Source organism: Sphingomonas sp. MM-1, assembly GCF_000347675.2.
Classification (GTDB): domain Bacteria; phylum Pseudomonadota; class Alphaproteobacteria; order Sphingomonadales; family Sphingomonadaceae; genus Sphingomonas_E; species Sphingomonas_E fennica.
Window position 1 is genome coordinate 3,140,940 of record NC_020561.1, and the last position, 17,590, is coordinate 3,158,529.

Consider the following 17,590-nt stretch of genomic DNA (forward strand, 5'->3'; position numbering starts at 1 on the left):
ATTGCCCAGCCTCAAACCGCCAGATCTGCGCCCGCGGCCGGCGCACTCGGCAGCCCACCGGTAAGAGCTTCAAATCCGTTCCATTCGGGCCAGGCGCGTTTCCCGGAGTCGCCATCGAAGTTGGGGACAGGGGGCACACCCTACGCGACGGGTCGCAGGAGAAAATCCTGGAATGGCAGTAATTTATGCGGAAATATCGCACGTGGCAGCTTCTCAATCGAATTCGATTGGAGCCGATTTTCAAATCGGATTCGAATGAGGGGGCGCTCCGCGTCGCGGAAATCCGGCATTTCAGATGTTCTTGACATGTTCTCGGATTTGACCTAGCGAGGAAGGGCCTTTCGCCGCGCGACACCGGGCTCCGCATTCGAGGAGTCCGTGAATGTCACGGCCGATTTCTCTCCAAGTCCATGTGTCGAACGACCTTGCCGTGCGCGTGCGTGCCGCTGCGCGGCGACGGGAAATCAGCGTCAGCGAGTGGATCCGCTCGCTGCTTGCCCAAGCCTGCGACGACGACGATTACGTCTCGCGGCTCGAGCATTCGGTCGAGCGCATAGCCCGTCACTCGGTCTTCATGATGGTCGGCGTCGATGCGCTCCTGGCCGGGCACCCGGACCACGCGCTGCGCGAGCGCGCGCACCAGGCCTACGCCCGCAAATGTCGTGAGCTCGGCCTTGTCGCCGGCACCGACGAGGGAGGCGAGGCATGAAACGCAACCTCGTCAACTTCACCCGCGGCAGCCAGCTCCTCGGCCACTTCAGCTTCATGTTCGCTGCCGGCCTCAAGGGCCCGCTGATCGTCGCCGCGATCGTGATCTCGTGGACCTCATGGTGGACCCTTTCGGGGCAGATGTCCGATCATGAGATGTACCTTGTCGGCATGCGTATCTATGCCGCGATCTACGGCTTCATGGAGTTCGATCCCGAGAAGCCGATCGCGCTCGAGACCGCGTTCGGCGGGACCATCCAGCTGCCGATCGCCCTACTCGACAGCTTCCCGCCGGTGGTGCGGGCATGGGACCATATGCTTGCCCTTCTGGGCGACGCGCTGGTCCGGTCGGCGCTGCTGCTGGTGCCCGCCTTCGCGCTCTTCTACTGGTTCGCAGCACGCTTCGGCAGCCGCTCGAAGGAACGCAAGCACGAGCGGGGCGCGCTGCTCGTCACGCTGCCCGAGCTGGTCGACGAGCTGCGCGTGCACAACCGGCGCGAGCGCACCCGGGAGCTGAGCGAGGCGCTCGGCTGGAAGTGGCGCTTGTGCAGCCCGCGCGAGCTCGCGTCCGCCTTTCCCTACCGGCCATCACACCTGGCGACCGTCGTCTATCCGTGGCGGCTCGAGCAGAGCCACGCGATGCTCATCGGCACCACCGGCATGGGCAAGACCGTGGCCATGTCGGACATGATCGCCGAGGCCCGGGCAAAGGGACAGCGCTGCGTCATCTTCGATCTCACCGGCGCGTTCATCGAGCACTTCCACGACGCTCGCCGCGACACCATCCTCAACCCGCTCGACGCTCGCTGCCCCGCGTGGAGCCTGTTCGACGAATCCCGCAGCGAGGGTCAATTCTGGGCCGCCGCCGAGGCCCTGGTGCCGCACGATGGGGGCGGCGAAGCGCAGTTCTGGGTGATCGCGGCGAGGGCGTTGTTCGTCGAATTCTGCCTCAAGCTCGTTGCCGAGGGCCGCGCCACGAACGGCGCGCTCGCGCGCGAGCTCATGACCGCCGACCTCTCGCGGGTTCATGCCATGATGCGCGGCACGATCGCCGATCCGCTGACCGCACCGGAAGCCGCCCGGATGGCGGAATCGATCCGGGCCGTGTTCAACGTCAACGCCAAGGCGCTCAAGCTCCTGCCCAGCGCGGGTTCACGCTTCTCGCTGCGCCAATGGGTCGAGGAAGACGACGGCAGAGGCTCGGTGGTGTTCATTTCGGCGCGCTACGTCGACATGAGCGTCTGCGCGCAGCTGCTCACGTTGTGGCTCGACACGGCGATGAACACGCTGATGACGACCGCGCGCACGCAGGACCTCAAATGCTGGTTCTTCATCGACGAGCTCGGCGCGCTGCATCGCCTGCCGGCGCTCGAGAAGGGGCTCCAGACCGCGCGCAATTTCGGGGGAGCAATCGTGCTCGGACTGCATGCCTACGCCAAGCTCAAGGAGGTCTACGGCGAGAACATGGCGATGACCCTGTCGTCGCTCGCGCGGACCAAGCTGATCCTCGGCACGGCCGATAGGGAGACCGCCACCTGGTGCTCGGACTTCATCGGTCACCGGCAGGTGCGCGACATGGAGGAGGCCTACACCTACGGCTACAACAATGCCCGCGATGCGGTCAGCCTCACCCCGCGCAAGCACATCGAGCCGCTGCTGCTGCCCGACCAGCTGATGAACCTGCCGCGGCTGTCGGGGTACATCAAGTTCCCCGACGGCTTCCCCGCCGCACCCGTCAAGCTGAAGCCGGTGAGCCGCCCACGGGTCGCCGAGACCTTCATCGGCCGGGCCAACGATCGGCCGCCGGCAGGAGCGCTCCCGCGGGAGGCGCCGCCCCTCCGGCCGCCAGCCCAACCAGCCTCGGGGACCACCGAACATCCGTCGTCGAACGATGACGGCGCGGGCAAGCCTGTGGTCCCCAAGCAGGGCGTGCTGGCACTCGAACCGCGCGAAGTGACCGAGAAGTCGAGGAGCGAAGTGCCGCCCGCGCAGGACCGTCCCTCGGACCTGAGGGTCGACGTCGGGGCGCCCTCGGCGACGGGGGCACACGACCGGCATGCGGCCAATGTTCCCGCCCAGGCGAACCCCGCTCCACCTGCCTTCACGCTTCCCAAGGACGCCGTGATTCGCGCGGGCACATCGTCTGCCGGGAACGACCCCGCGCGCGATGCGCAGGAGCCCGGCCGGCCCGACGCTCCTGTCGTGAAGGATCCCGCAAGCCGGCCCCAGAATGCGGATAGGCCGGTCGGGCGGCCGACCGACGCCGCTGCCCGCAAGCTGATGCTCGAGGACGGCATGCCCGAGCGCGACGCCCCGCCGCGCGAGGAACCCGATCTCGGCGACCTGGAGCTTTGACCATGGTAGGAGGCGCTGCCCGGTCGGGGGACGGACCATGCTCTCGGTAGCCAATGTCCGCACGGCCGGCGGCGCCGCGAACTACTTCGCCGCCGACAACTACTACACACGGGCCGATGCCGATCGCTCCGGCGAATGGCTTGGAAAGGGCGCCCAGACGCTCGGCCTCGAGGGCCGCATCGAGGCCCGGCAGTTCGAGGCCGTGCTCAAGGGTCTGCTGCCGGACGGAAGCCGCGTCGGGAGCGACAACCGGGCACACCGCGCCGGCACGGACCTCACTTTCTCGATGCCCAAGAGCTGGTCGCTGCTCGCGCTTGTGGGCGGGGATCGGCGCATCCTCGACGCCTATTCTGCCGCGGTGAAGGAGACGCTGGCCTGGGCCGAAAAGAACCTCGCCGAGACCCGGATGGAGGTGCGCGGGAAGGAGCGGGTGATCGCGACCGGCAACCTCGTGATCGGCCTGTTCCAGCACGACACCAACCGGAACCAGGAGCCCAATGCGCACATCCACGCCGTCGTCGCCAACGTCACGCAAGGGCCGGATCGCAAATGGCGGGCGCTCAGGAACGACAGGCTCTGGGAGCACAACACGCTGCTCAATGCGATGACCATGGCGCGCTTTCGCCTTTCCGTCGAAAAGCTCGGCTACGAGGTCGGGGAGTTCGGCAAGCACGGCAATTTCGAAGCCGTGGGCGTTCCTAAATCCATCCGAGACGCCTTCAGCACCCGCCGTGCCGAGATCCTCGAAGCTGTTGCGAAGATGGACCATCGGGGACCCGGCGTGCTCGATGCCGCGACACTGATGACGCGAGCGGAAAAGGCAAGGATCGAGGACCGCGATGCGCTCGCGCGCCAGTGGAAGGAGGCTGCGGCCAAGCTCGGATTCGACCCTGCGGCGGTCATTGCCAGGGCCAACGCGCGTGCGGTCCAGGACCTCGGGAACGTGCCCGGCTTGGGCGAGATGGTTCGCTCGCTTGTCGAGCGCGGGCGCTCCCTCGCCGCCTCCTTTGCCGAGCGTCTCGGGCTGCGGCAGGGCGACCCGCTCGTCCCTTCGCATATGGGCAAGCGGACACCAGAGCAGATCGCTGCGGTGCACGCCGTTGCCTCAGCCGTTCGTCACCTAGGCGAGCGCGAGGCGGCATTTCCGCGCGCCGAGATCTATCGAACGGCGCTTGGATTCGCCTTGCCCACCTCGATGCCCGAGATCGAGCACCGCGTGGGCCAGCTGCTGCGCCAAGGCCACCTGCTCAGGGGCAAAGGGGCTGACCGCGAGCTGGTGACGACGCGCGATGCGATCGGCCTCGAGCAACGCATCATCGCGAGCGTCGAAAGCGGCCGGGGAACTGCTCCCGCCATCGTGCCGTCCGAAGTTGCCGGCGAGCGGCTGCAGGCGTTGTCCCAGCTCAAATACGGGATGACCCTGAATTCCGGGCAGGAGAACGCCGGCCGCCTGCTGCTCGGCTCCCACAACCGCATCGTGGCGATCCAGGGCATCGCCGGCGCCGGCAAGAGCACGGTCCTCAAGCCCGTCGCCGACATCCTGCGCGAGGAGGGTCGGGCGGTGCTGGGCCTGGCCGTGCAGAACACGCTCGTGCAGATGCTCGAGCGCGAGACCGGCATCCCGTCGATGACCGTCACGCGCTTCCTTCGGCGCCACCGCGACCTCCTCGAAGGCGGTGATCCGGCGCGGCTTGCCGAAGCCCGGTCTTCCATGCGCGGCACCGTCGTGCTGCTCGACGAGGCCTCGATGGTCGGCAATGCCGACAAGGAAAAGCTGGTCCGGCTCGCCAATCTTCTTGAGCTTGATCGGTTCGCCAGCATCGGCGATCGCAAGCAGCTCGGCGCGGTCGATGCGGGCAAGCCGTTCGACGTGATGCAGCAGGCCGGGGTCGAAACCGCGGTCATGAACATCAATGTCCGCGCTCGCGAGCAGGCGCTTCGCCGGGCGCAATACGCGGCCCAGGGCGGGCAGATCGACGAGGCGCTGCGGCATTTGGGCAAGCATGTCGTGGAGGTGGCTCAGGGAGCCGCGGTCGAGGCCGCTGCCGCCTGGCTATCGCTGTCGCCGCAGGATCGCGAGCGCACGTCGATCTATGCCTCCGGCCGGGCATTGCGGAGCCAGGTCAATGACGCAGTGCAGGCGGGCCTGCGCGCCAATGGGGAGCTCGGGACGGTGGGGATGAGGGTGGACACCCTTTCCCGCGTCAATGTCACCCGCGAGGAGCTGCGCTACGCCCGCACTTATGGCCCAGGAATGGTGGTCGAGATCGACCGGCGCCAGCGCGGGCAGAGATTGCTCAAGGGCCAGTACCGGGTGGTGGAAACCGACGCTGTTCGTGAGCGGGTGACGCTCGAGAACGAACGCGGCCGGCGCTTCGAGTTTCGTCCCGGGCAGCTGCGCCCGCAAGGCGAGCAGGACCCTCTTCGGCTGTTCGAGGTCCGCTCGCTCGACATTCACGTTGGCGACCGGATCCGCTGGACCGAAACCGACCACAAGCGCGGACTGCTCAATGCCGACCAGGCGCGCATCGTCGCGATCGACGACCGGCGCGTGACGGTGAAGACTTCGCTCGGGGCCGAGCACCTGCTCTCGCGCGGCGACCCGATGCTCGAACGGCTCGACCTTGCCTACGCGCTCAACGCGCACATGGCCCAGGGGCTGACTTCCGATCGCGGCATTGCGGTCATGGACAGCCGCGAGCGCAATCTGTCGAACCAGCAGACCTTCCTGGTGACGATCACGCGGCTGCGCGACGGCCTCACCCTGTTCGTCGACAATGCCGGCAAGCTGGAGGCGGCCGTCGAGCGCAACCCCGGCATGAAGCGCTCGGCGCTGGAAACCGTGGATCTCCTTCGCGACGCCGCCGCCAGGGGCCTGGCGAAAGGGAGGTCGCCGCTACCGGAGCGCGAGCCGCCCGAGCGCGATCGGTCGCTCACCAAGCCGTTCGAAATCGGGATCTAAGGCCCTTCTCGCCGCCCGATCAACTCATCCGGTCAATGGGCGGTGCTTGCCCGCCCGTTGCGGAAAGCCGCGCGATGCGGGCCGCGATCGCCTGCCAGGTGCGGACGCCCTCGGCATCGCCTTGCAGGACGAGGGCGCCGATCTGCTCGGCGGCATGGAGCCCAGCCTCTTCGCCGTGGGTCTGCAGCACACGGTTGGCGCAGGCCCAGAGCTCCCACTCGCTGAGCATCAGCGGAAATAGCCGACCAGCCCCACGAGGAAGGCAATGACGCCGTACGCGACGAGGCCCCCGGCCAGGAGATACTCGATCCTAACCGTGCTTTGTCGCGGCCGCGGTGTGCCGGCGGGCCACACCTGCTCGCAGGCGACCCCGTTGAACCCTGCGCGCTGTCCCACGACCTCGACCTCCTGGCCGACCAGCCGGTGCGCTCGCCCTCCGGCGTCGAGCTCCCATGTGCCGCCGCGGTCGGCCCTAAGGACCAAGCCCACTCTTCCCCGTTCGAGACGGCCGCGCAGGTGCAGGTCGGCGCTCATCGGCAGTCCGGGCCTTTCCAGTAGCGATCCCAACGCAGGACCGTGCGCGTGCGGATCATGGCGCACGACAGGTCCGTGCCTGTTGGCAACCGACACCAAGCCGCTGTCCTGTTCCCCCCCGCCGAACCTTCGGAGCGGCACGTCATCCTGGGGCCCGCGACGGCAACGTGACCCGTTGAATTGCTTCCGTGGGCGCCGCCGAGCAGGCCCACGAGCGCGTCACGGGCTTCGGTCGGCGAGGCGTCGGGACAAGGCTGGTTGGATCGGCAGGTGCCGTCCATTTCGCGTGCCGCGATACCGGAGAGCCGGACGTGCGGCCCCTCCGCGCACCAGATGGGTCCATCCCCATCCCACACGTGGGTCGGGGTGCACGTGAAGGTCTGTCCGGCGGCAACGATCGAGGCGGCAAGGAACGTCAGCATGGAACGGCGGGCTTACTGCAGCGCACGCCCAAACCAAAGCACCCGCCCGACAATGTTGATGCTGCGGCGTTCGAGGCCCCGCCAGCTCGGATAGGCCGGGTTGTCGCTCAACACGGAAATCCGGCGGCCCTGCGGCTCAATCGCGATCCGCTTCACGTTGAGCGCGTCATCCATGCGCAGGACGTAGATGCCGTCGCGCAGCCGCGACTGACCGTCGGCAAGGTCGACCATGACTTCGTCCCCGTCGTGCAGCGTCGGCTCCATCGAGTCACCGTGCACGCCGATGATGGAAAGGCTCGACGCCTTGCTGGCGGTCAGCCGGCGGAGCCATTTCTCATCAAAGCCAAACTGGGAGCATTTGGATTCCATCTCGGCCAGCGCCCCATGACCGGCGGAAGCCTCGACGCTGAGCACGGGCACGTGGACCAGCTCGACAACCGGCCCCGAGCGGCGGTCGGGAGCCCCAAGGACCTTCTCGTCGACACCGAAGAACCGGGCGAGCACCGCGCGATCCTGCTCGTCCAGGCTCCGCGGGCTCCCCCGCCGGATGTACTGCTGGATATAGGCCGCATTGCGTCCGAGGAGGCGCGAAACCGAGGAGTAATTGTACCCTCGCTGCTGAATCAGCTCGTCCAGGGCTTTGCGTGCTTCGTCCATCGCGGTCGGTCCCATCGAGTGCATCTAGGAATTCGGTCCTAGACTCTAGGATGTCTTCCTAGTAGGAACATAACGGGAACACAAGACAATTGCGAGTCACGTTCAATGGAGCTTCTGGAGCAGGTCGAGAGCTATCTGGCCCGAACCAGGGTGCCGTCGAGCACCTTCGGGAGGGTGGTCGTCGGGGATCCTGGCTTCGTGAGAGACTTGCGTGCCGGCCGTCACCCGAGGCGAAGGACGGAAGAGCGCGTTAGGAATTATCTCAAACAAGTGAGCGCGCTCGATCACGGTAGCCCGCGCACATTAGCAGCAGCCGAGGACGAGCGCACTTCTGCGTAAGAGTCAGCATGAATCCGCAAAAGTGCAAACTTTTGTTGACTTCGCGACTCCCAGTGTGGTTTCCAGTGTCAGGGGAGGCTTGAATGATGAGCGTGCGCCTGACCGTTCTGCTCGATGACGATGTGGAGGCTCGATTTACGGCCTTCTGTCAGGAGCGAGGATTCAAGAAATCGACGTTAGCGGCCCGCCTCATTCGAGAGCATCTGGACCGCGAAACCAAGACGCCTCGGCTGTGGAGCGGCGTGCAAAATTGACCCCCTTAGCGGGGTGATCGGCGTCTAAAATTGACCCCCATCATTCCAGAGTGTGAGGCGTCGCGGCTTGGGCTTCCAGGCGGCGAGGACGGGGATGTTGATTGTGGAGACTATTGCCAAGATACGCAGGGAGCACAGGGACGGTAAGCCGATCAAAGAGATTGCGCGTGATTTACGGTTGTCGCGCAACACGGTGCGCAAGGCGATCCGTGCTCCGGAGGCGGATTTCAGCTACGAGAGGAAGGAGCAGCATCGTCCGCAGACCGGTCCATTTCGCGAACGGTTAGATGAGTTGCTGGCGGAGAACGAAGAGCGCCCCCGGCGCGAGCGACTGCGGCTGACGCGGATTCATGATCTGCTGGAACGTGAGGGGTTCACCGGCTCCTACGATGCGGTGCGGCGCTATGCGGCCCGCTGGAAGCAGGAGCGCCACGCCGGTGGCAGCGGGGATATGAGCAAGGTGTTCATCCCGCTCATGTTCCGGCCTGGCGAGGCCTACCAGTTTGATTGGAGCCACGAGGACGTGGAGATCGCCGGCAAGCCGATGCGGGTTAAGGTGGCGCATATGCGGCTATGCTGGTCGCGGGCGCCCTTTGTGCGGGCTTATCCGCGTGAGACCCAGGAGATGGTGTTTGACGCCCATGCCAGGGGCTTTGCTTTTCTCGGCGGGGTGCCGACGCGCGGCATCTACGACAACATGAAGACCGCGGTGACGACGGTGTTCACTGGCAAGGAGCGGGTGTTCAACCGGCGCTTCCTGATCATGACGGATCATTATGGCGTTGAGCCGGTGGCCTGTAGCCCGGCGGCAGGCTGGGAGAAGGGACAGGTCGAGAACCAGGTCCAGACCGGCAGGGAACGGCTGTTCAAGCCACGTCTGCGGTTTGCCAGCATGGAAGAGTTGAACGCATGGCTGGAGGCCGAGTGTCGCCGATGGGCCGAGCGCTATGCCCATCCGGATATGGAAGATATGACCATCGCCCAGGCACTGGAGATGGAACGACCCTCCCTACAGCCGCTCACCACGCCTTTTGACGGCTTCTTCGAGAGCGAACATGTGGCGAGCTCGACCTGCCTCGTCAGCTTCGATCGCAACCGTTACTCGGTCATGGCCGTTGCTGCCCGGCATGCGGTGCAACTGCGCGCCTATGCCGACCGGGTCGTCATCCGTTGTGCCGGCAAGGTGGTCGCCGAGCATGCCCGCCTGTTCGGCCGCAATCAGACGAAGTTCGATCCCTGGCACTATCTGCCGGTCCTGATCCGCAAGCCAGGCGCATTGCGCAACGGCGCTCCCTTCCAGGACTGGGATCTTCCGCCGGCCCTGGCCCAGCTGCGCCGCAAGCTGGGCAAAAGCGATGACGCAGACCGACGCTTTGTACGGGTACTGGCAGCGGTGCCCGAGGATGGCCTGGAGGCAGTCGAAGCTGCCGTGCGCGAAGCCATGGCGGCGGGCACGGCCAATGACGAGGTCATTCTCAACATCCTGTCGCGCCGACGCGAACCACAGCCTGTGCAGGCGATCAATGTTGTCGTCGATCTCAGGCTCAAGCATCCGCCCATTGCCGATTGCGCGCGCTACGATACGGTGCGAGGCCTCAATGCAGCGGCATGAGATGTTGGCAGCCCTCAAGGGGCTGGGCCTGAAGGGCATGATCGCCGCGTTCGACGATGCCGTCACCAATGGCATCCGCCGTGACCGGACCGCCATGGAGATGCTTGGCGATCTGCTACGCGCCGAAACGGCCCACCGTGAAGCCGCCTCGATCCGGTATCGCATGACTGCGGCCAGGCTGCCGGCCATCAAGGATCTCGACGGCTTTGTCTTCGCCGACACACCGATCAACGAGAGCCTGGTGCGTTCGCTCCATGCCGGCTCGTTCCTGCCGGAACGGCGCAATATCGTGCTGGTTGGTGGCACCGGCACCGGCAAGACGCATCTCGCGCTCGCCATCACCGCTGCGGTGGTCCGCGCCGGGGCCAGGGGCCGGTTCTTCAATACCGTCGATCTGGTCAATCGTCTGGAGGAAGAAACCCGGCAGGCCAAGGCCGGCAGCCTGGCCGCCCAGATGGCCCGCCTGGACGTCGTGGTTCTGGACGAGCTCGGGTATCTGCCGTTCGCCCGGTCAGGAGGCCAGATGCTGTTCCATCTGATCAGCAAACTCTACGAAAAGACCTCGGTGATCATCACCACCAATCTCGCCTTCGGCGAATGGCCTAGCGTCTTCCAGGATGCCAAAATGACGACGGCGCTGCTGGACCGTGTCACGCATCATTGCGACATCATCGAAACCGGCAACGACAGCTGGCGGTTCAAAAACCGAAGCTAAGAGACGGGAAAAACCCCTTCCCCCGGACCCCCATCCCCGGCGGTTACCCCGGTGGGTCCACAGGTACCTCCCGCGGACGCCGCCGCCAGCGCTCCTGACGGCGCGCGTCGGCGTCCGCGGGTCCCTCCTATGGACTACCGGGATAACCGCCGGAACTCACGAAAAAGGGGGTCAATGTTGGGCGCCGATAGGGGGTCAACTTTGCGCGCCGGTTGACAGCCGATTGCCGCCCTTCTGCCCAAGCCGACCTCGGGGTAGTCCTTTGTTGCGGTTACGGGCCCTCAGGTCGAGAAGCCTGCGCATCGCCGCGAGCTTCTTTCCGCGAAGATTCCCTTTATCATATGCGTCCAGAAGTACATCCTGCGCGTCATCGGCTTCGGAGCGGGCGATCTCCATGGCGAGCGTGATCGGAATCAGACCTGTCTCGACGGCTGCGAGCAGCCGCTCCTCACCGCGATCCAGCAACGACAGCACCAGGCTGACCCAGGAGGAACTGACGCCGATCTTTTGGGCGATTTCTGTTTCACTATGTCCTCGTGAACGTAGGGCGGCCACTTCCTTCATGACGTCGATGGGGCGCTGCACCGGGCGAGCAATGTTCTCCACCAGGCTCATGACCAGACAATCGCTCTCCGGTGCTTCGATAACGACAGCCGGGATTTCTGTCTGGCCAAGCATCTGGAAGGCATCGAGACGACCCTCTCCGCAAACCAGATCATAGCGCGGGCCTCCCGGACCGGTTCGACGGCTGACCGTTATGGGGCGTTTGAGTCCGATAGCCTCGATGTTGTTCACGATTTCCCGGTGCTGCCGCTTGTTCCGTGCTCGCGGGTTCAGCACCATAATTTTGGAAATCGGGATCATTTTGATGTTCTGGGGAAGTGATGTGATCATCAGGCGGCCTCCGCAATGCTGACTGGGGCTGCGATCTCGTAGAGATAGTCGAGGCTTTCGAACCGGTAAGCATCGAGGGACAGGCCGTTCTCTTCGGCAAGCCTCACGCGGTCGGAAGCGATATCGATCCTGGGAAACAGATAATAATCTAGGGGTGCGCAGTTCGCGGAATCCATCCGCACCACAATGGTGATGTCGGTGCCCAGGGATGTGTCAAAACGCAGTTTCCACCGGAGCAACCCCGTAGGTGTCGAAGTGCAGCGGACGATGACCACGCTGACGCTGAATTCGTTGTTGACGATTATCCGGTCGGTATCGACCTCCCGCTGGATTTCGCTGCCCATGCCCCGAAAGCCATCCAGGACCGCATCGAGAACGTCGGGATGGAGATCGCGCAGGAAGCGGTTGATCTCGACATAGCGATAATCTCGATCCGGCCTGAATCCGACCAGGCTGTAGGCGCGCAGGAGACTGCCGAAGCGGGAACTGAAGGCGCTGCTCGACGGCATGCCGTCACACTCGTCGATGATGATTCCGGAGAGCAGCCCCTCGCGTTCGTAAAATCCGCGAAGGGCCGAGAGCATCTCATCGTCGGAAAGGCGGAAGGAGCGCGCATTGATGATTGCTCGGGCTGCCTCGAAAATGTCCCTTTCGACGATCGCCTCGAATGCCCCTTGAGCCCGGATCCACATGTCGGGATCGTTGCGGACGCGCTTCTTCTTCAACTTGAAGGAGCGCCGGTTCCAGACATTGTCGCCGACATATTTCTCATTGATCAGCAGCTGGTGGACCGTTCCTCGCGTCCAGGCACGGCCAAGGTCCGTTGGAATGCCGCGACGGTTGAGGTCATCGGCTATGTCCTGCTCGCCTCGCTTATCGTGAACGAAAGCGCGATATACATCGCGAACGATTGCGACTTCCTCGTCCGGGCCGGGTGTGAGGATCACCCGATCCGTCTGGATGCTTTTGTGTTCGCCGCGAGCAAGAGCGGCTTTGACGTTCCCATGTTCGTCGATCAGAGTTCGACGAAGCCCAAAGCCTGCGGGGCCTCCCTGCCGGTAGCCTTTCTCGATCAGGCGCCCCTGGCCTGCGAACACCTTGGTGGATAGTTCGCGGCTGTACTCCCCGGCCATGGCGCGTTTGACGCCTTTGACGATCGTGGAGACGGGGCTTCCGTCATTCTCGAACTGCTCGGCGCAATACTCGACAGCGATCCCGGCCCGCTTGCAGATATACTCGTAATAGGCGCTCTCATCGGCATCCTGGAACCGGCCCCACCGGCTGACATCATAGACCAGCACCATGGTGAAATCGGTGGTGCCGGCCTGGACGTCATCGATCAGCTGTTTGAGGGCGTCCCGGCCGTCGATCCTGAGGCCGCTCTTTCCCGCATCGGCGTAAGTGCGGACGATTTCGATCCCACGCGCGGCAGCGTAGTGACGAATTGCGTCGGCCTGGTTCTCGGTCGAATACTTCTGATGATCGGTCGACATGCGGACATATTCCGCGGCGCGAATGGGCGGACCTCCTTCTCCTTTCAGGTCAGGCTCAAGATCTCTCCATCTCGGCAACTTTGCCGCCTCCGATCCTTATAGTTCAAACACCTCAAATTGATCGCGGATTTCCGGGTGCCGTCGCGATTCGTCGCGTTCGTCCCGCTGGGACTATAGCTACCAAGGAGAGGAAAGATGTTGCCGAAAAAGGGCAACAAGTTGCACCTCGACGAGGAGGATGTGGCTTTTGCCATGATGATCGCGGAAGCTCTGGATATGGATCTGGGGCGGACTCATCAGGGCGTGAAAACAGCTATGCGCTGGACCGGTGCAAGTGAGCGGAGCGTCAAGCATTGGTTCGCTGGATCGCATGCGCCGCGCGGACGACACCTGGTAGCGCTGATGCGCAATTCCAACCCGGTGTTGACCCGGATCCTGGTCGCGGCGGGACGACGCGACGTGTTGCTCGCCCTGGAGGTAGCCACGCTTCGGTCCAGGCTTGAGGCTATGCTTGCGCTCCTCGATCAGTTCTCGATCGACGGCGCTCATGACCCGGCCCGGCGGGAAGCATAATTCCCGGCAGGCCGGCGCCAGCATCCCGGCCAACGCAGGAAGAGCGGAAATAAATTCCCGTTATTGGTTTACGGGAATTCCGTTGGCATTTTGGCGCAAATCGGGGCTTTGCGGTATCCCACGTCGGGCATTCGCGGCCGAAAACAGCCGATTTCCCGTTAAATTCCCGTCAAAACGGGAAAGGCCCACCAGAGAGCGGTTCGCAGGTGACTTCGTCCACCGCCATTACATCAATAAAATCAACAACTTAGCGGCAATCACGGGCAGCCGTCCGCCATAATGTCCACCTTCGACTTGCCACATTGGCGGGGCAGGCCCGGGGGGGGGCGATCCGATGCCCTTCGACGTGTTCGACGCCTATTTCGTGATACCTAGATCGGCACGCATAGCTTCCTTCATATCGTGATCGGCCTTCATGCGCGCCGGGCGATCATCGTTGGTTTCGACGATCCGGCGGATTGCATCGCGGACGAGTTCAGGCGCGACTAACTCGCCTCGCATGCCAGTAGGCGAACAGCTTGGAAGTTTCGTCCGTCCCTTCGACGGCGGCGCGATGGTAGGCTTCTAGCAATCCGACGTATGCCGCCGCTTGCTTCTCGCGAAAGGCGCGTTCGTCCTCCTTCGACCGCCGCGCCAACCACGATTGGATTAGGGCGGTTAACGATCGACCCAAGGCCGAATGCGGTCAACAGCGGGATAAGTTGCATCATTTCCTCACTGTAGCGGTATCGTTGGAGGACACGACGGTTACGAAACGACCTTCGACCTACCATCTTCGCGAAATCCAACAGGGAGGATTTGATGAAGTTGACTGATGGCGAACGGCCCATTGATCTGCTGATCCGGGCGGGAGGTGGCAGCCGCCAGAGGGGGACTCGCGGAGGGCAGCGAGTCCCCGCCCGATCGGTGCGGGATCAATAGTCCCAGATGGCCGGCACCCACCGGAAGGCATCGCCGTCAATGGCCACCCGTCCCACGGACGGGAACGACAGATGCGTCGCCACCAGCAGCTCGCCGGTCGCGGCCGCTTCCTGCAGAAGGCGGAGGCGGACGCGGACCGATTCCTCCGGGTCATGCTCGAAACCGTTGTGCCAGTCGGGATGGTCGAAGCCGACGGGGAATATGGCATCCCCGGCGAAGGTCAGCCGCTCGCCTTCCGATGTCACGCGGACGACGCTGTGTCCCGGCGTATGGCCGCCGGTGCGCCAGGCGAGCACGCCCGGCGCGACCTCATATTCCTCCTCGAAGATCCGCAGTTTGCCGCCATATTCCTTCATGAACTGCTGCGCGGTCGATCGGAGCACATCCGGCACCGGCGTCGGCATGGCGGTGAGGGCGAAATCGGGAGATCCCCAGAAATCGACCTCGGTGGCCGATACGTGGATCCGCACGTCCGGACGCAACCGGTTCTTCACCTCATCGACGAGCAGCCCGCCGATATGGTCCATGTGCATGTGGGTAATCACCACGTCGGTTATCGAGGCGAGATCGATACCGGCGGCCGCCAGCCGCCTGGGAAACTGCCCGGCCCGCGGGAAGCCGGAAAACTGGCCGCCCAGCCCGGCGTCGACGAGTATGGTCTGATCGCCGCTGCGCACGACGAGGACGTTCAATGCCCAGTCGAATGCGTCCGGCCCCAGGAACATGTCCCTGAACCACGCCGCCCGCACGTCCGGATCGACGTTGGTGGACATCGTTGCGGTCGGCAGGGGCAGCACGCCGTCGCTGACCACCAGCACATCGATTTCGCCGACCTGCAGTGCATAGCGCGACGGAACCAACTCCTCGGATACCGATCCGCCGAGGGACGAAATATTGTCCAGTTTCATGATTCTATCCTCCTGAACGCCGCCCTGAGCGCGACATTGAGGAGGCTAGGTCCAGGTGGGGCCACGGTCGATTGGATCGAAGGATCGGGCCTGCCCTACCACGGTATAGGTCGCCCCATGCGGAGTGCGGGGCGCCGGAATACCCGGGGCGAATGACGGAAGGCACAAGGCGGTAACGGTTCCGCCGACCGGTAGCAGACGAGGCGCGAGGCTCGCCGCCCTCAGGCGCGAGGCGGTGCCCCCGGAACGGTGAAGCGGAACTCGGCCCCGCCTTCGGGATGGTTGGCGGCGGCAATATGGCCGCCATGGGCGACGATGATCGACTGGCATATGACCAGGCCGATCCCCAGCCCGCTTTCCTTCGTCGTAAAGAACCCCTCGAACACATGTTCGAGATTGACGGAGTCTATGCCCGGACCGGTATCGCGGACGGAGAGAAACACGATGCCGTCATCGTCCAGCCCGGTCTCCAGAATGATCGCGCATTCGGCGCCGCTGCCGGCTTCGAGCGCCTGGATGCTGTTCATGAGCAGGTTGACGATCACCTGCTGCAGCTGGATGCGATCGCCGATCACCATGGGCAATCCCCCGGCAAAGGCCGTCGTTATCCGGATGGAACGGGATTCGATCTCATGGCGCAGGAACAGCATGGATTCCTGCGCGGCCTGGTTGAGGTCCAGCGCCGTCCGCTCGGGCTGGTGCTTGGCCGCCATGCCCCGGATGCGCTGGACGATATCGTTGGCGCGATGGGCACCGGCGGCGATGCGGGCGGTCAATTCCTTGACCTTGGCGATATTGGGTTCCTCGCGCGCAAGCCAGCGCAGGCTGGTTTCCGCGTTGGTGAGGATCGCGGCGAGCGGCTGGTTGACCTCATGCGCGATGGATGTCGTCAATTCGCCCAGCGTGGATATGCGGGCCGCATGCGTGAAATCCGCCTGCAACTGGCGTAGCTGGGCTTCCATCTCCAGCCGGGCCGTCACGTCCTCCACGCTGAAGATGGTAACGTCCAGCTCCGCCGACGATATGGGATAGGTGACGGATAGCTGCACGTCCCGGACCCTTCCGTCGAGGGTTTGCACCTTCGTGAGCTCGCTATAGCTGGGCTGGTTGTTGAAACGGCCGATCATCACGTTGCGCAACGTGGTGCGATTGGCGAGGAGCAGATTGCCCACGGGCCGGATGAGATCGAGCGCGCTGTTCCCCCCGAACATTTCGACGGCCCTGCGGTTGACGTCCGTCACCACCACGGTTTCGGCCGCATGCTCGACCAGCTCGGGGTGATCGTCCAGATAGCTGCCAAAATCCTCGACGCCTTCGGACCCGAGCCTCTTGTAGATCTTCCCCATATGGCTGGCGTCCACCTGCAAAAGGGCGGTCGGCATATAGTGGACGAGCTTGCGATAGCGCGCCTCGCTGGCCCGCAGATAGAGATAGGACCGGTCGTCGTCGGCCGTGCCGTTCACGGCCACGAATATCCGGCCGGGCGTGTCCGCCAGCCACAATGTCACCACCGGATCGCGCAATATCCCGTCGGAGGCGAGCTGCCGCCTGTGGGTGGTCCCCGTCGCGCCGGCAATGACGGCCTCGGCGATCAGATCGCCCAATATGGTGCGGCTCTCGATCGGCCAGAAGGCCGCCACCGACTGGCCGATCATCACGGCCGGGCCGCGATTGCCGCCGACCAGGCGCGCGGCGCGATCATTCACCTCGATCACGCGGCTGGCCTCCACCAGCGATAGCAGTCGCGCCTCGCGCGCGGCCGGCCCCTCCTCGACGCCCGCCGCAATCGCGGCAATCGAAGGTTGCGCGCCGGTTATGTCGATTTCCCAGCTTGCCGCCATCAGGCGGTCGGGAATATGCCAGTCCGGCCTCGCCGGCTCGCCATCCGCGGGCGCGCGCTGCCCATATTCCACGACGTCCCGCAGCGTGCCGTCACTGTGGAAACGGGCATATTGGCGGATGTCGACCGCGACATGATCGCCGGAAAAGGTGCGGCGGCTGACCTTGCCCTGCCAGGCCCCCTCCCGCAGCAGGAGCTGCCAGTGATCCCGCTCGTCGGCGGATCGCCAGGACAGATGGTCGATGCTCCGGCCGACCATGCCGAGCGAGGGCCAGCCGTAAAGCGCCTCGGACGCGGGGTTCCAATATCGGATCCTGTCCACGGCATCGAAGACGATGATGCTTTCCGACGCCAGATCGGCGATATGGAGGTCGGCTTTCGCGGCCCCTGCATCCGGCACGGC

The 17,590-nt window shown here is 64.4% G+C and carries 15 protein-coding genes; 7 read left to right on the forward strand and 8 right to left on the reverse strand.

Annotated features, from left to right (window positions below):
* Nucleotides 1-382: 382 nt before the first annotated feature.
* Genes G432_RS15060 through mobF form a run of 3 tightly spaced genes read left to right on the forward strand, consistent with a single transcriptional unit; the run spans nucleotide 383 to nucleotide 6,025 of the window.
* Nucleotides 383-709, forward strand: coding sequence for a hypothetical protein (locus G432_RS15060; RefSeq protein ID WP_015459671.1), 327 nt, complete (start codon nucleotides 383-385; stop codon nucleotides 707-709).
* Nucleotides 706-3,063: a type IV secretion system DNA-binding domain-containing protein gene (locus G432_RS15065; protein WP_015459672.1), complete on the forward strand. Its 2,358-nt coding sequence runs from the start codon at nucleotides 706-708 to the stop codon at nucleotides 3,061-3,063. Before G432_RS15060 ends, G432_RS15065 begins: the two co-directional genes overlap by 4 nt.
* 37 nt (nucleotides 3,064-3,100) lie before the next feature.
* The gene (gene mobF / locus G432_RS15070) at nucleotides 3,101-6,025 is read left to right on the forward strand and encodes a MobF family relaxase (RefSeq protein ID WP_015459673.1); all 2,925 of its coding nucleotides are present in this window, start codon (nucleotides 3,101-3,103) and stop codon (nucleotides 6,023-6,025) included.
* A gap of 19 nt (nucleotides 6,026-6,044) precedes the next feature.
* Here mobF and G432_RS15075 read toward each other — a convergent pair whose 3' ends face one another.
* Genes G432_RS15075 through G432_RS15085 form a run of 4 tightly spaced genes read right to left on the reverse strand, consistent with a single transcriptional unit; the run spans nucleotide 6,045 to nucleotide 7,638 of the window.
* The gene (locus tag G432_RS15075) at nucleotides 6,045-6,254 is read right to left on the reverse strand and encodes a DUF6961 family protein (protein WP_015459674.1); all 210 of its coding nucleotides are present in this window, start codon (nucleotides 6,252-6,254) and stop codon (nucleotides 6,045-6,047) included.
* Nucleotides 6,254-6,559: a DUF5818 domain-containing protein gene (locus G432_RS24125; protein WP_015459675.1), complete on the reverse strand. Its 306-nt coding sequence runs from the start codon at nucleotides 6,557-6,559 to the stop codon at nucleotides 6,254-6,256. Before G432_RS24125 ends, G432_RS15075 begins: the two co-directional genes overlap by 1 nt.
* Nucleotides 6,556-6,981, reverse strand: a complete 426-nt coding sequence (locus G432_RS24345; RefSeq protein ID WP_015459676.1) for a thermonuclease family protein — start codon at nucleotides 6,979-6,981, stop codon at nucleotides 6,556-6,558. The genes G432_RS24125 and G432_RS24345 overlap by 4 nt, the downstream gene beginning before the upstream one ends.
* Nucleotides 6,982-6,993: 12 nt before the next feature.
* Entirely contained in the window at nucleotides 6,994-7,638 is a 645-nt protein-coding gene (locus G432_RS15085; RefSeq protein ID WP_015459677.1) for a S24 family peptidase, read from the reverse strand.
* 422 nt (nucleotides 7,639-8,060) lie between these two features.
* On the opposite strand from G432_RS15085, the gene G432_RS23775 reads away from it, so the two are divergent.
* The 3 genes from G432_RS23775 to istB all read left to right on the forward strand — a co-directional run bounded on the left by G432_RS23775 (nucleotide 8,061) and on the right by istB (nucleotide 10,558).
* Nucleotides 8,061-8,231 (forward strand): hypothetical protein, encoded by a 171-nt coding sequence (locus tag G432_RS23775; protein WP_187294005.1) that lies wholly within the window; start codon nucleotides 8,061-8,063, stop codon nucleotides 8,229-8,231.
* Nucleotides 8,232-8,325: 94 nt separating this feature from the next.
* A complete protein-coding gene (gene istA, locus G432_RS15095; protein WP_015449228.1) occupies nucleotides 8,326-9,843 on the forward strand; it encodes an IS21 family transposase in 1,518 nt (505 codons plus the stop codon).
* On the forward strand, nucleotides 9,830-10,558 hold the full coding sequence (istB, locus tag G432_RS15100; protein WP_015449229.1) for an IS21-like element helper ATPase IstB: 729 nt from the start codon (nucleotides 9,830-9,832) through the stop codon (nucleotides 10,556-10,558). The genes istA and istB overlap by 14 nt, the downstream gene beginning before the upstream one ends.
* A gap of 195 nt (nucleotides 10,559-10,753) precedes the next feature.
* On the opposite strand, the gene G432_RS15105 is transcribed toward istB, so the two are convergent.
* Complete coding sequence (locus G432_RS15105) at nucleotides 10,754-11,452, reverse strand: plasmid partitioning protein RepB C-terminal domain-containing protein (protein ID WP_015459679.1); 699 nt, start codon at nucleotides 11,450-11,452, stop codon at nucleotides 10,754-10,756.
* Nucleotides 11,452-12,945 (reverse strand): recombinase family protein, encoded by a 1,494-nt coding sequence (locus tag G432_RS15110; protein WP_015459680.1) that lies wholly within the window; start codon nucleotides 12,943-12,945, stop codon nucleotides 11,452-11,454. The genes G432_RS15105 and G432_RS15110 overlap by 1 nt, the downstream gene beginning before the upstream one ends.
* Before the next feature lie 195 nt (nucleotides 12,946-13,140).
* Between G432_RS15110 and G432_RS15115 the strand changes: the two genes are divergently transcribed.
* Nucleotides 13,141-13,518, forward strand: a complete 378-nt coding sequence (locus G432_RS15115) for a hypothetical protein (RefSeq protein WP_015459681.1) — start codon at nucleotides 13,141-13,143, stop codon at nucleotides 13,516-13,518.
* Between the two features lie 914 nt (nucleotides 13,519-14,432).
* Here G432_RS15115 and G432_RS15120 read toward each other — a convergent pair.
* Complete coding sequence (locus tag G432_RS15120) at nucleotides 14,433-15,347, reverse strand: MBL fold metallo-hydrolase (protein WP_015459682.1); 915 nt, start codon at nucleotides 15,345-15,347, stop codon at nucleotides 14,433-14,435.
* Between the two features lie 221 nt (nucleotides 15,348-15,568).
* Nucleotides 15,569-17,587, reverse strand: coding sequence for an ATP-binding protein (locus G432_RS15125; protein WP_236626792.1), 2,019 nt, complete (start codon nucleotides 17,585-17,587; stop codon nucleotides 15,569-15,571).
* Nucleotides 17,588-17,590: the final 3 nt, after the last annotated feature.